The sequence below is a fragment of the Parviterribacter multiflagellatus genome, from assembly GCF_056863265.1.
The window spans coordinates 220,290-232,991 of the sequence record NZ_JBXPIZ010000003.1; the positions used below are offsets into that span (position 1 = coordinate 220,290).

At 76.3% G+C, this 12,702-nt stretch carries 11 protein-coding genes and 1 pseudogene; 7 read left to right on the forward strand and 5 right to left on the reverse strand.

Annotated elements, in window-relative coordinates:
- Positions 1–167: 167 nt before the first annotated feature.
- The 5 genes from AC1UE5_RS07860 to AC1UE5_RS07880 all read right to left on the reverse strand — a co-directional run bounded on the left by AC1UE5_RS07860 (position 168) and on the right by AC1UE5_RS07880 (position 5,457).
- Positions 168–2,936 carry a coiled-coil domain-containing protein gene (locus AC1UE5_RS07860; protein WP_482921870.1) on the reverse strand — a complete coding sequence of 923 codons (2,769 nt, stop codon included), beginning with the start codon at positions 2,934–2,936 and terminating at the stop codon, positions 168–170.
- 164 nt (positions 2,937–3,100) lie between these two features.
- On the reverse strand, positions 3,101–3,322 hold the full coding sequence (locus AC1UE5_RS07865) for a hypothetical protein (RefSeq protein ID WP_482921872.1): 222 nt from the start codon (positions 3,320–3,322) through the stop codon (positions 3,101–3,103).
- Between the two features lie 98 nt (positions 3,323–3,420).
- A complete protein-coding gene (locus AC1UE5_RS07870) occupies positions 3,421–3,627 on the reverse strand; it encodes a hypothetical protein (protein WP_482921874.1) in 207 nt (68 codons plus the stop codon).
- A 78-nt stretch (positions 3,628–3,705) separates the two neighbouring features.
- Positions 3,706–5,145 (reverse strand): calcium-binding protein, encoded by a 1,440-nt coding sequence (locus AC1UE5_RS07875; RefSeq protein WP_482921876.1) that lies wholly within the window; start codon positions 5,143–5,145, stop codon positions 3,706–3,708.
- A 111-nt stretch (positions 5,146–5,256) separates the two neighbouring features.
- Entirely contained in the window at positions 5,257–5,457 is a 201-nt protein-coding gene (locus tag AC1UE5_RS07880; protein WP_482921878.1) for a hypothetical protein, read from the reverse strand.
- A gap of 126 nt (positions 5,458–5,583) precedes the next feature.
- Between AC1UE5_RS07880 and AC1UE5_RS07885 the strand changes: the two genes are divergently transcribed.
- The 7 genes and pseudogenes from AC1UE5_RS07885 to AC1UE5_RS07915 all read left to right on the forward strand — a co-directional run.
- Positions 5,584–6,627: a helix-turn-helix transcriptional regulator gene (locus AC1UE5_RS07885; RefSeq protein WP_482921880.1), complete on the forward strand. Its 1,044-nt coding sequence runs from the start codon at positions 5,584–5,586 to the stop codon at positions 6,625–6,627.
- A gap of 34 nt (positions 6,628–6,661) precedes the next feature.
- The gene (locus tag AC1UE5_RS07890) at positions 6,662–9,283 is read left to right on the forward strand and encodes a PAS domain S-box protein (RefSeq protein ID WP_482921882.1); all 2,622 of its coding nucleotides are present in this window, start codon (positions 6,662–6,664) and stop codon (positions 9,281–9,283) included.
- Positions 9,280–9,669: a response regulator gene (locus AC1UE5_RS07895; protein ID WP_482921883.1), complete on the forward strand. Its 390-nt coding sequence runs from the start codon at positions 9,280–9,282 to the stop codon at positions 9,667–9,669. Before AC1UE5_RS07890 ends, AC1UE5_RS07895 begins: the two co-directional genes overlap by 4 nt.
- A complete protein-coding gene (locus AC1UE5_RS07900) occupies positions 9,666–9,983 on the forward strand; it encodes an Hpt domain-containing protein (RefSeq protein ID WP_482921884.1) in 318 nt (105 codons plus the stop codon). Before AC1UE5_RS07895 ends, AC1UE5_RS07900 begins: the two co-directional genes overlap by 4 nt.
- 49 nt (positions 9,984–10,032) lie before the next feature.
- Positions 10,033–10,830, forward strand: coding sequence for a hypothetical protein (locus tag AC1UE5_RS07905; RefSeq protein WP_482921885.1), 798 nt, complete (start codon positions 10,033–10,035; stop codon positions 10,828–10,830).
- Complete coding sequence (locus AC1UE5_RS07910) at positions 10,827–11,375, forward strand: RES domain-containing protein (RefSeq protein ID WP_482921887.1); 549 nt, start codon at positions 10,827–10,829, stop codon at positions 11,373–11,375. Before AC1UE5_RS07905 ends, AC1UE5_RS07910 begins: the two co-directional genes overlap by 4 nt.
- A gap of 10 nt (positions 11,376–11,385) precedes the next feature.
- A pseudogene (locus tag AC1UE5_RS07915) lies at positions 11,386–11,790 on the forward strand (ATP-binding protein); the annotation flags it as partial.
- Positions 11,791–12,702 lie beyond the last annotated feature (912 nt).

A 12,702-nucleotide genomic window follows, 5' to 3' on the forward strand; every position in this document is an offset into this window, starting at 1 on the left:
GACCTCTGAGGTAAGGGAGGCGCGCGGCCGACGCCCCGACGGCCGCGCGCTCCGCCTGCGTCTTCCCCCGAGCCGCGTGCGGCCATGCACCGGTTCTCGGACCTGTCACATCGCCCCTCGCTCACCCGCCCCCGGACGGGGCGGGTGAGCGACCGGGCATGCGGTCGTCAGGTGGTGCGGGGCGCGGTGGGGTGACCGCCGTTGGAGCGGCGGCGGAAGCGGCGCTTGCCCGCGCGGCCGGGGGCGGTGGCCTCCGCGGCCGCCTCGTCGTCGGCGTCGTCGTCGGCGAAGTAGACGACCTCGGCGTCCGGCTCGTGCACCGCGTCGGCCATCGCGGCGTCCTCGTCGTCGGCCTCCGCGTGGACCTCGGCGCCGGCCTCCGTGCCGGCGTCGGCGTCCGCCTCGGCCGCGACCGGGCTGCCGCCCGCCGTGTCGTCGTCATCGTCGGCGCCGCCGCGCGCGGCGGGCTCGTCCTCCTCCGCCTGCGCGACCGCGACCGGCTCGTCCTCCAGGTCGACGTCCGCGCCGGCGGCGCCGGACGGCAGCGAGCCGCGCGTCTCGGTCAGCAGCGCGCGGAACCGCGCCCCCAGCGCCTCGCGCCGCTGCCGCTCGTCCTCGCTCTCGACGCGGACCTCGGCGAGCAGCCGCTTGACGTCCGCGAGCCGCGCCTCGCCCGCCGCGATCTCCGCGTTGCGCTCGTCGACCTGCTCCTGCAGCTCGGCGAGCCGGCGCTGCTCGGCCGCGCGCGCCTCGCGCTCGGCCTCCAGCACCCGCCGCATCTGCTGCTCGAACGCCTCCATCATCCGGCGGCTAATGGCCGCCAGGTCGTCGGTCCGCCGCGCGTCGAGCGCCGCCAGCCGCCGCTGCTCGGCCTCGGCCTCGGCGCGCCGGACCCGCTCGGCCTCCAGGTTCGACGTCACCGCCGCGAGCTGCTCCTCGACGCGCGCGACCGCCGCGCGCGCCTCGCGCTCGGCCGCCGCGACCTGCTCGCGCGCCTCCGCCACCGCGGCCTCGTACGGCTGCTGGGCCCGGTCGAGCGCCGCGCCGCCGGCGGCCGCCACCTGCTCGAGCGCCCGCTCGTGGTCGGCGCGGATGTGCTCCAGCGCGGTGGCGTGCTCCGCCCGGAGCGCCGCCACCGCCGCCTCCCGCTCGGCGCGCAGCCGCACGACCAGCTCCTCGCGCTCGGCCTTCGCCGCGTCGACCGCCCGCCGCCGCTGCTCGATCTCCACCGCGCGGCCGCGCGCGTGCTGCTCGCGCGCGCTCTCCAGCGCCGCCGCGTGCTGGGCGCGCTCGGCCTCCAGCGTCCGGCCGTGCTCGGCGCGCTCGGACGCGAACGCCTCCGCGTGGCTCGCGCGCAGCGCCTCGACGGCCGACGCGTGCTCGACGCGCTCGGCCTCCAGCGTCGCGGCCAGGTCGTCGCGCTCGCGCGTGCTGCGCTCCCGCTCGGACGCGAGCAGCCGCTCGGCCTCCTCGCGCTGCGAGACGAGCCGCGTGTGCAGCTCCGCCCGCTCGGCCTTCATCCGCGCCTCGAGGTCCTCGCGCTGCGCCGCCAGCCGCGCCTCCAGCTCCTCGCGCTGGGCCGCGTGCTCGGCCGCCTGCTCGGTCGACGCGAGCTCCAGCTCCGCCGCCCGCGAACGCGCGGCCTGGACGTCGCGCTGCAGCCCGCTCACCGCCGCCTGGGCGGCGGCCAGCTCCTGCTCGCGTGCGGTCAGCGCCGCGTGGAGCTTGTCGAGCTCGGCCGCCGCGTCGGCGGTCGCCCGCTCCAGCTCGCTGATGCGGTCGTCGGCGATGGCCAGGTCGCGCCGCCGCAGGTCGGCCTCCGCCCGGGCGCCGTCGGCCGCCTGCTGGGCCTCCATCCGGGCCCGCAGCTCGCGCTCGAGCTCGCGCCGCGACTCCACGATCTGCTGCTGCGCCTCGACCCGCAGCTCCTCGCGCTCGCGGTCGCCCGCGACGCGCGCCTCGGTCACCGCCTGGAGCTGCTCCTCCAGCACGGAGATGCGCTCGCGCAGCGCCTCGGCCGCCTCGTCGCCCGCCTCGGCCCGCTGGACGGCCAGGGCCACGTCGTGGTCGAGCTCGGAGACGCGGCTCTCCAGCTCGCCGCGCCGCTCGTGCGCGGCGTCGATCGCGGTCTGCAGCTCCGCTGCCCGCTCCCCCTCGGCCTCCAGCGCCGCGCGCAGCCGCGTGACCTCACCGCCGGCCTGCTCGGCCGCGTGCTCGGCTGCCGCGCGCGCCTGGCTCTCGCGCTCGGTCTCCAGCCGCGCCTCAGAGAGCTGGCGCTCGGCCTGCACGCGCAGCTCCTCCCGCTCGTGGTCGCCGGCGGTGCGCGCCTCGGCCGCCGCGGCGACCTCCTGCTCGAGCGCCGCGATGCGCGCGTCGCCCGCCCGCCGCCGCTCGCGCTCCTCGTTGAGCACGGCCTGCAGCTCGGCGTACCGCGCGACCTCCGCGTCGAGCGAGCCCTGCAGCCGCTGGACCTCCGCCCTCGCGCGGTCGCCCTCCTGGACCGCGGCGACCGTCTCGGCGTGCGCGGCGTCGAGCTGCGATCGCAGCTCCTCCCGTGCGCGGCCGGACGCCTGCTCGTCGGCCCGCAGCGTGTCGACCGCGGCGCGCGCCGCGTCCAGCTCCGCCTCGAACCGGTCGATCGACGCCCGCGCACGGGCCAGCTCCTGCTCGGTCGCGGCGATGCGCGCGATCTGGTCGTCGCGCTCGGTGGTGACCGCCGCCAGGCGCTCCTCCAACCGCGCACGCTGCGTCCGCTCGTGCTCGCTGTCGGTGCGGGCCGCGGCCAGGCTGTCGCGCAGGTCCGCCAGCCGCCGCTCGACGTCCGGCTCCTCGGGCGCCTCAGGGGCGACCGCGTCCGGCTCCGCCTCTGCCGTCAGCTCGACGGCCTCGTCCTCGCGGATCTCGGTCTCGGGCTCGCCGCCCTGCTCACGCGCCATGCTCACCTCGTCCTCTCCGGGCGTGGCGGCACGGAGCCGGGCCGTCACGCGGAAGTTCGAGAGCCCCCGGAGACAGCCTCCCCGGGTGGGCTCTAGGGACCTATAACCGGTTCGTGCCGACTGATGCAAGGTGGCGTGCCTGCAACATGCGTCCACGGTGCTGGCTAGGCGGTCGCGAGGTAGCCGGCGGCCTGCTCGCGGTCGGCGATCGCGAGGTGCTCGTCGACCTCCTCCAGGTCGATCACGACGACCGCTTTCGTGTCCCACCACCCGAGCACGAGCGCGTCGCGCCAGTGCGCGACCTCGTCGGGCTGGGGCAGGTCGTGGCGTTCGAGCAGCGCGCGGAACTGGCGCTCGGCGGTGGCGTGGTCGATGCGATGGGGCATGGACCGGATCCTGCGCGACGACCTGTGCCGTCTCTGCACGTGAACTGCGCCGATTCAGCGCAGGAAGACGCGCGGAAGTGCGCAGGACAGCGCGCGGATCAGCGCAGGCGCCGGCCGGCCGCCGCGATGGGCGACCGCTGGACCGGGCGGACGGCGACCGGCCGGCGGCCCGACGGGTCCTCGCGGCACGGGCGGCACCAGGCGCCGCCCGTCGCGTCGACCCGCCACGCGCTGGCGCCAGCGGCCAGCTCCTCACCGCACGCGGAGCAGCGCGCGGGAGCGGAGAGGCGGACGAGGCGATCCATGCTCGTCCGGTCGGCCGAGCCGGCCCGGAGCTGCAGCAGGATCGCCTGCCCATCCAACGCTCGTCCGGGGTGCTGGCGCTAGCGCACCACGACCGTCTGCCGCGCCGACCCGAGCCGGGCGCTGCCGCCGTACGACGCGACGACCGAGAGCCTCCCGCGCCCGCCGCGGCGGAGCCTGACCGTCGCGTGGTACGTGCAGGAGCGGGACACGGACGCCGTGGCGCGGCCGACGACCTTCTTGCCGCGCAGCACGCGCAGCGTCACCTTCGCGCCGCGGCAGGCCGACTTCGCCACGCCCGCCGGGAGGGTCAGCCTGCCGCGGGCGACGACCTTCGACGAGCCGCTGCGGCGGACCGAGAGACCGAGGCCGCGCGGCGCGGGCTTGACCGGCTTCGCGCTCCCGTCGCCGCCACCCGGTGCGCGGCCCGGCGCCACCGCCGGCCCGCCAGCGCCGACGGCGCCCCGGTCGACCGACTCGCAGGCGCTGAAGGCGTCGGTCGGCAGCACGTCGAGCTGGTCGACCTCCGCCACGTCGCCGCCCGGCCCGCAGTTGATCGAGTCCGCCACGCCGTCGCGCGCGCGGATCGTGTCGTTCCCCACGCCCTCCAGGTGCGCGAAGTTCTGCCGGTCGCCGATGAACGTGTCCCGCCCCGCGCCGCCGTCGAGCAGGTCGTCGCCGTCCTCGCCCGTCAGCTTGTCGTCGCCGTCGCCGCCGAGCAGCTCGTCGGGGCCCTGGCCGCCGCCCAGCACGTCGTTGCCGCCGCGGCCCTCGAAGCGGTTGCCGCCCGTCCCGATCTCGGTGCCGAGCACGTTCGGGCCGTCGTCGCCCACGAACGTCGCGCCGCCGCCCTGGACGGTCAGGTTCTCCACGCGCACGTCGTCGCCCTCGCCCGGGACGCCGTCGTTGGCCTGCGCGTCGAGCGTCACCGAGAACGCCGCGTCACGGGCGAGCACCGCGGTGTCGGTGCCGTCGCCGCCCGACAGCTGGTCGCCCTCGGAGGCCAGGCCGCTCCAGAACCGGTCGTTGCCCGCCCCGCCGTCGAGCAGATCGACGCCCGCCGAGTCGTTCAGCGTGTCGTTGCCGTCCCCGCCGCCGAGCAGGTCGAACGGCCCCGCGCCGCCGGTCAGCTGGTCGTCGCCCGCACCGCCGTCGACGATCACCGGCACCTGGGCCGGGCTGGTCGTCGACGCGTTGACCGCGTCGCTGCCGTCCAGCGTCTCGATCTGGATCGCGACCACGCCGCTCGCGTCGCAGGTGATCTCCCACTGGCGGCTGGGCGGCACCGAGCAGGTCGAGCTCTGGTAGGCGGAGCCGCCGGCGATCGCGCTGAACGTGACCTGCGTGCCCTGGTGGTAGACGTCGAGCCGGTCGGCGACGCCCGGATCGGCCCGGAAGGCGAGCACCGGGCCGTCGGCGGTGTCGACGCGCTCGACGACGGTGGCGTGCGCGGTCGCGGCGGGCGCCACGGTCGCGAGGACGAGGGCCGGGATGGTCCGGCGGAAGCGGTGATGAGGCATGCCCGCAAGCCTCTGGCCGTCAAGCGCCGGTCACATCGGGGGACACCCCGCGCGCCAGATCCGGAACGGCCGTTCCGGACCCCGGATCACCAGGGAGACCCCCGACCGGGGTCAGCGGCGCCAGCCGGCGAACACCGGCGCGGCGGCGGGCACGTCGCCCCGCGCGCGCAGCGCCGAGGCGCCCTCGGCGACGAGCCGCGCGACGCGGTCGTCGGCCGCCGGCTCGGCGCCGCGGAGGTGGACCGTGTGCAGGCCGTCGAGGAACCACATGCGGTCCTCGGGACGGCGGCGGAGGGCGAGGGTGGAGAGCATGGCGCCCAGGCTCCGCGCGATCCGGCCTTCCGACCACCCCACGAACGTGGGCATCCGCGCCGACTCCCCACATTCCTGGGTGTGCGCTTGCACCCGCCCGCGCCCGCGTGCGAGGGTGCGCGGACCATGGCCGTCGTCACCCCGGAGCGCCTCGAGCGCGACCTGCGATCCCTCGCGGGGCGCGAGCTCGACCCGTACGCCCTCCGCCTCGCCGCGATGGAGCGGATCGAGCGGGCGGTGCCGGTCGACGGCTGGTGCTTCCCCACGGCCGACCCCGAGACCCTCGTCACGACGACCCACGCGACGCGCGACATCGACCGCGCGTTCAGCCCGGGGATCTACCGCGCCGAGTACCGGGGTGAGGAGTACGGCCGCCACGAGCAGCTCGCGCGCCAGCGCACCCCGGTCACCGTCATGTCGGTCGCGACCGGCGGCGACGTGCTGCGCAGCGAGCGGTTCCGCACCGTCCTCGCGCCGATGGGCGTCATCGACGAGCTGCGCGGCGCCGTGAAGGCCGGCTCGGCGACCTGGGGCTTCGTCCACCTCTTCCGCCGCGCCGGCAAGCGCCCGTTCACCGCCGACGAGGCCGACCTCGTCGAGCGCATCGGCCGCACGCTCGGCCCGCTGCTGCGCGACGCCATGCTCGGCCCGTCCGCGCACATCGTGCCGGCCGCGGAGATGCCGTCGTTCCTCCTGCTCGACACCGTCGGGCGCCCGCTCGACGGCACCCCCAACGCGCGCGCGTGGATCGAGGCGCTGCGCGAGCCCGAGCACGAGCACGCGCCGGTCCCCGACGTCCTCCTCACGCTCGCCATCAAGGCCGATCTCGCGCCCGACGGCGACGGCGCGCGCGCCCGCGTGCGCGGCGACGACGGGCGCTGGTACGTCCTGCACGCGCAGCGGACCGAGCAGAACGCGATCGTCGTGCTCGGCCAGCCCGCGACGGCGCACGACCTGCTCCCGCTCCGCCTCGCCGGGCTCGGCCTCACGCCGGGCGAGCAGCGCGTCACCGAGCGCGTCCTCAGCGGGCGTTCGACGAAGGAGATCGCGAGCGACCTGGTGATCTCCCCGCACACCGTGCAGGACCGGCTGAAGGCGATCTTCGACAAGGCCGGCGTCCGCTCGCGCCGCGACCTGGTCGCCCGCCTCACCGGCATGGAACACGGCTAGCGGGGCGCCCCTCAGGGGTACTATCCGCCGTCGGGTGGGGATCACGACCGACGACGACTTCCCCGTGCCGCCGGACGAGGCAGAGCGGCTCCGCGCGCTGCTCGACCTCGGCATCCTCGACACCGCGTACGAGGAGCGGTTCGACCGCATCACGCGCACCGCCGCGCGCGTGTTCGACGTCCCGATCGCGCTCGTCTCGCTGATCGACGCCAACCGCCAGTGGGCCAAGTCGTGCATCGGCCTGGAGGACCGCGAGATCCCGCGCGGCCACTCGGTCTGCGCCCGCGCGCTGCTCGGCGACGACCAGCTCGTCGTCGAGGACCTCAGCCAGGATCCGCTCTTCTCCGGCAACCCGCTGATCGACGGGCCGGAGGGACTGCGCTTCTACGCCGGCCACGTCCTGCGCTCGGTAAGCGGCCACCGGATCGGGACGCTGTGCGTGTCGAGCTACGAGCCGCGCACGTTCTCGGCGGAGGACCGCGCCACGCTCGCCGACCTCGGCGCGATGGCCGAGAAGGAGCTGGCCGACACCGAGATGGCCGAGGCGCTGCGCGAGCGCAGCCACAGCGAGCAGCGGCTGCGGGCGGTGATGGACGGCGTCGCCGACGGCGTCGTGGTCTACGGCGAGGACGGCCTGATCGACTCGGTCAACCCCGCCGCGGAGGAGATGTTCGGCTACACCGAGGCCGAGCTGGTCGGCAGCTACGTGACCGACCTGCTCCACGACGTCAGCTGGCCGCTGCTGTCCGCGCTCCTGCAGGGCGGTGACGGCAGCACGATCGTCGGCCGCCGGATGGACAGCACCGGACGGCGCTCCGACGGCAGCCGCTTCCCGCTCGAGCTGGCGACCGGCCGCGCCGAGGCCGGCGGGCACGTCCTGTACATCGCGGTCGGGCGCGACGTCACCGCGCGGCGCGACGCCGAGCGCCAGCTCAGCCGCGCGCGCCGGCGCAACCAGCTGCTGCTCGAGTCGGCCACCGAGGCGATCATCGGGCTCGACGACGCGGGCACCATCCTCTTCGTCAACCCGTCCTGCGCCGCGATGGTCGGGCGGCCGGCGGGGGAGCTCGTCGGCAAGCGGATCGACGAGGCGATCCAGCGCGCCGGGACGTTCCCCGACTACGAGTCCAGCCCGCTCGCGCAGACGCTCAAGGACGGCCGCTCGCGCCGCTTCGAGCGCCAGGTCGTCCGCGCGGACGGCACCGCGTTCCCCGCCGAGATCGTCGTCGCCGCCACGCCGCGCCACGACGACGACGAGGACCTCGCCGCGGGCGTCCTCGTCATGCGCGACATCACGCAGCGCTACGAGGTCGACCGCATGAAGCACGAGTTCGTGTCGGTGGTCGGGCACGAGCTGCGGACGCCGCTGACCTCGATCCGCGGCTCGCTCGGCCTGCTCGCCGGCGGCGTGATGGGGGAGATGGCCCCGGACGCGCAGCGGATGCTCGACATCGCGGTCGCGAACACCGACCGGCTGGTGCGGCTGATCAACGACATCCTCGACCTCGAGCGGATCGAGTCGGGCCGGGTCGAGCTGGATCTCGCGCCGCAGTCCGCGCGCGAGCTGCTCGACGCGACGGCGCAGGTCGTCGCCGCCAACGCCGACGCGGCCGGCGTGAAGCTGCGCATCGAGGCGGGCGACGAGCTGGTGCTCGGGGACCGCGACCGGCTCGTCCAGGCGCTGACCAACCTCGTCGGCAACGCGATCAAGTTCTCCCCGCGCGACAGCGAGGTGCTGCTCGCGGCCGCGCTGGAGGGCGACGAGGTCCGGTTCCGGGTCGCCGACCACGGGCGCGGCATCCCGCCCGACCGGCTGGAGCGGATCTTCGAGCGGTTCGAGCAGGTCGACGCGTCCGACGCGCGCGACAAGGGCGGCACCGGGCTGGGCCTCCCGATCGCCCGCTCGATCGCCGACCAGCACAGCGGAAGGCTGTGGGCGGAGGCGACGCCGGGCGGGGGAGCGACGTTCGTGATGGCGCTGCAGCGGCTGCGCGCGCCCGACGACCACCGGCGCGCGGTGCTGCTCACCGGCGGCGACGACCGCGCGCGCTCCAGCGTGCAGCCGGTCCTCGTCCGCGCGGGCTACGTCGTGGTCGGGCTGGACGACCCGGGCCCGTACGCGGCGATCGTCGTCGCGGGCGACCCGGCGGAGGCGGCCGACGACCTCGCCAAGCTGGCCGAGCGCCCCGAAGCGGCGGACGCCCCGATCGTGTTCGTCGGCCGCCAGGACGAGGACGAGCTGCTGGCCGCGCTGGAGTGCGCGGTGCCGGCGTTCGCGCCGCGGCGCGTGCTGGTCGTCGAGGACGACGCGGACCTCGGCCAGGTGCTCGTCCGGATGATCGAGCGGCACGGCGCGCGCGTCGCGCTCGTGCGCACCGGCCAGCAGGCGATCGAGGAGCTGGACGCCGCGCCGCCGGACCTGCTCGTCCTCGACCTCGTCCTGCCGCAGGGCGACGGCTTCGCGGTCGTCGACCACCTGCGCTCGCGCGGCGACGAGCACGCGCGGATGCCGCTCGTCGTCTACACCGCGATGGAGCTGGGCTCGGCCGAGCGCCAGCGGCTCCAGACCGGGCGGACCCGCTTCATGACGAAGGGCTTCTCGTCGCCGGCCGACGTGGAGCAGCATGTCCTACGGCTCCTGGAGGCCCTGCCGTGAGCAAACGCGTGCTCCTCGTCGACGACGAGCCCGACATCCGCGAGATCGCCCGCCTGAGCCTGGAGCACGTCGGCGGGTGGGACGTGGTCACCGTGGGCTCCGGCGCCGAGGCTGTCGAGCGCGCGACGGCGGAGCGGTTCGACCTCGTCCTCCTCGACGTGATGATGCCCGAGCTGGACGGCCCCGGGACGCTCGCGCGGCTGCGCGAGGCGGGGGCGGTGGAGGACGTGCCCGTGATCTTCCTCACGGCGAAGGTGCAGGCCGCCGACCGGCGCCAGCTCGACGCGCTCGGCGCGACGGGCACGATCGGCAAGCCGTTCGATCCGATGCGGCTGCCGGACGAGATCAACCGGGTGCTGGACGCGGCGGGCGAGACGGCCCCGTGAGCGACCTGGACGCCGCCATCGCGGCGATCTGGGAGCGCTCGCGGCCGATCATGCGCGAGCGGCTCGGGCACATCGACGCGGCCGCGGCCGGGCTGCGCGACGGCGCGCTGGACGACGGCGCGCGCGACGCGGGCGCGCGGGCCGCGCACCAGCTCGCGGGCTCGCTCGGGTCGTTCGGGATGCCCGACGGCTCCGACGTCGCGCGCGCGATCGAGGACCAGCTGCGCAGCGACCGCACGCCGGTGCCGGACGTCGCCGCGGTCGGCGACCTCGTCACGCGGCTGCACGGGATCCTCGACCCGCGGCTGGAGTGAGCCTGCGTTCTGCTTGCGCTTGCGTTCTGCTTGCGGTACGGTCAGCACCATGGCTGCCTTGGCCGACTACCTGTTCTCCGAGAGCGCCGACGAGGTACGCGAAGCGCTTCGCAGCACCTCAGGTCCGCTGCTCGCGGATCTCGGCGGTGCGGCTGACGCCGCGCTGGGCGGGTCGGTCCAGGGTGTCCGGCTGTACGTGACGACCTATCGCGCGCTGACGCGCTCGATGCTCGACGCGCTCGGTGCGGAGGGTGAGGCGCTGGACGTCGCGGTGTTCCCCGACTACCGGTCCCGCGCGCTGGGCGCGGTGCTCGAGAACGCGTCCGCGGAAGCGCCGTTCACGCCCTGGGCAGTGCTGTATCCGCTGGGGGACGCGGTTGGGCTGGAGCTGACGAACCGCCTGCGGCTGCTCGCCGGGGTGCCCGCGCTGACGCCCCCGCATGGCGAGCGCCGGCGCCAGCTCGATGACGAGCAGGTCGACCGGTTCCTCCGCCGCGTCCGCCACCTCCTCAACACGCCGGAGGGCGAGGAGGACCTCGAACGGATCATGCGGGTCCTCGGCCTCTCCAAGACCGAGCTCGCCGGGCTCTTCGGCGTCCGGCGGCAGGCCGTCGACGGCTGGCTCGCGCACGGCGTGCCGGCGGACCGGCGTGACGCCATCGCGACGATCGTCGCGCTCGTCGAGCTGCTGGAGCGCAAGCTCAAGCGCGACCGCGTGCCCGGCATCGCCCGCCGGCCCGCCCCCGACTACGGCGGCCGGACGATGCTGGAGATGATCGCCGCGGGCCGGCATCACGAGCTGCTGGACAGCGTGCGCGCCTCGTTCGACTGGGCGCGGGCCGCGTGAGGAGCGTCGCGCGAGGTGGCAGGCACAACCGCCTGGCAGAACCGGATTGGCACGACCCGCTGGAGACGTCGTACGCGAGGGACGCGGGCGGCCGCTGGAACCCGCCCGGGGCCTTCGGCCTGCTCTACCTCAACGCCTCGGGCCGCATGGCACGCCTCCAGGTCGAGCACAAGCTCGCGGGCCAGCCGTTCGGTATCGAGGACCTCGACCCGCTCGAGCAGCACGACCTGGTCGAGGTCGACGTCGATTCCGTGAACGCCCTCGACGCGATCACGGCGGACGGGCTCGCCGAGAACGGACTCCCGGTCACGTACCCCCGCGACGCGGCGGGCGGCGTGGTCGCGCACGCGGTCTGCCAGGACATCGGGGTCGGCGCGTACGCGGAGCAGACGCTGGAGGCGATCGCGTGCCGCTCGGCTGCCGGCGGGGCGACGGTCGACGATCACGAGCTCGCCGTGTTCGATCGGGTGGTGCGTGACCGCGTCGCGATCGCGCGCCGGCGAGCGTTCGCGGAGTGGTATCTCGACGACTCGGGCCTCGGGTAGCATCGCGCCGGTGCTGCACGGACGCGAGCGCGAGCTGGACGACCTCCGCGCCCGCCTCGAGGGCGCCCGCGAGGGACGCAGCTTCGCGCTGGTGATCGCGGGCGAGGCGGGGATCGGCAAGACCGCGCTCCTCCAGGAGGCCGTCGACGAGGCGTCCGGGTTCCGGGTGCTGGCCGCCCGCGGCTACGAGAGCGAGGCGGAGATCCCGTACGCGGGGCTGCTCGGCGTCGTGCGGCCGCTGCTCGACCTCGCCGGCGCGCTGCCCGAGCAGCAGCAGGCCGCGCTGCGGTCGGCGCTCGCGCTCGGACCGCCGACCCCGCACGACCGGTTCGCGGTCCCCGTGGCCGTCCTCGCCCTGCTCGGCCTCGCCGCGCGCACCGAGCCGCTCCTGCTGGCGATCGACGACGCGCAGTGGCTCGACGCGGCCACGCGCGAGGCGCTGCTGTTCGCCGCGCGGCGGCTGCGCGACGAGCGCGCGGGCGTCCTGCTGACGGTGCGCGTCTCGGACGCCGCCGACCAGCCCGACCTGGCCGGGTTGGAGGTGCTCGCGCTGCGGGGCCTCGACGCCGCCGGCGCCCGGGCGTTGATCGGCCGGGACGTCGCGGCGTCGGTCGCCGACGCGCTGGCCGTCGCCACGGGCGGCAACCCGCTCGCGCTGCTCGAGCTGCCCGCGGTGCTGACCGAGGACGAGCGCCGGGGCCTGCGCCCGATCGCCGCGCCGCTGCCGGCGGGCGAGCGGGTGGAGCAGCTGTTCAGCGAGCGCGTCGCGGCGCTGCCCGAGCGCACGCGCCGGGCGCTCGGCGTCGCCGCGGCGGTGGAGGACGGCGCGCTCGATCCGCTGTTCGGCGCGCTGCCGGGCCTCGGCCTGAGCCCCGACGACCTCGGCCCCGCCGAGCAGGCCGGCGTCGTGACGATCCGCGGCACGCGGCTGCAGTTCCGCCACCCGCTCGTCCGCTCGGCCGCCTACCAGGGCCAGACCGTCGTCGAGCGGCACGCCGCGCACGCGTCGCTCGCCGCGGCGACCGAGGACGCGCGCGTCGTCGCGTGGCACCGCGCGCAGGCGGCGACGGCGCCCGATGAGGACGTCGCGGGCGCGCTCGCGGACGCGGGGCGCGACGCGGCGGAGCGCGGGGCCTCCGCGGCGGCCGCGACGACGTTCGCGCGCGCGGCCGAGCTGACGCCGGACCCGCAGGTCGCCGCGCGCCGGCGGCTCGACGCGGCGGCGGCCGCCCACGAGGCGGGCGACGACCAGCGGGCGCTCGCGCTGCTCGGCGCCGCCGAAGGGCACCTCGGCCCGGAGGACCGCCCGCGACACCAGCGGCTGCGC

Coding starts and splice junctions, on each gene's coding strand:
- AC1UE5_RS07875 (WP_482921876.1), bottom strand. CDS start 5,145: ATGCCTCATCACCGCTTCCGCCGGACCATCCCGGCCCTCGTCCTCGCG.
- AC1UE5_RS07870 (WP_482921874.1), bottom strand. CDS start 3,627: ATGGATCGCCTCGTCCGCCTCTCCGCTCCCGCGCGCTGCTCCGCGTGC.
- AC1UE5_RS07860 (WP_482921870.1), bottom strand. CDS start 2,936: ATGGCGCGTGAGCAGGGCGGCGAGCCCGAGACCGAGATCCGCGAGGAC.
- AC1UE5_RS07885 (WP_482921880.1), top strand. CDS start 5,584: ATGGCCGTCGTCACCCCGGAGCGCCTCGAGCGCGACCTGCGATCCCTC.
- AC1UE5_RS07865 (WP_482921872.1), bottom strand. CDS start 3,322: ATGCCCCATCGCATCGACCACGCCACCGCCGAGCGCCAGTTCCGCGCG.
- AC1UE5_RS07880 (WP_482921878.1), bottom strand. CDS start 5,457: ATGCTCTCCACCCTCGCCCTCCGCCGCCGTCCCGAGGACCGCATGTGG.
- AC1UE5_RS07905 (WP_482921885.1), top strand. CDS start 10,033: ATGGCTGCCTTGGCCGACTACCTGTTCTCCGAGAGCGCCGACGAGGTA.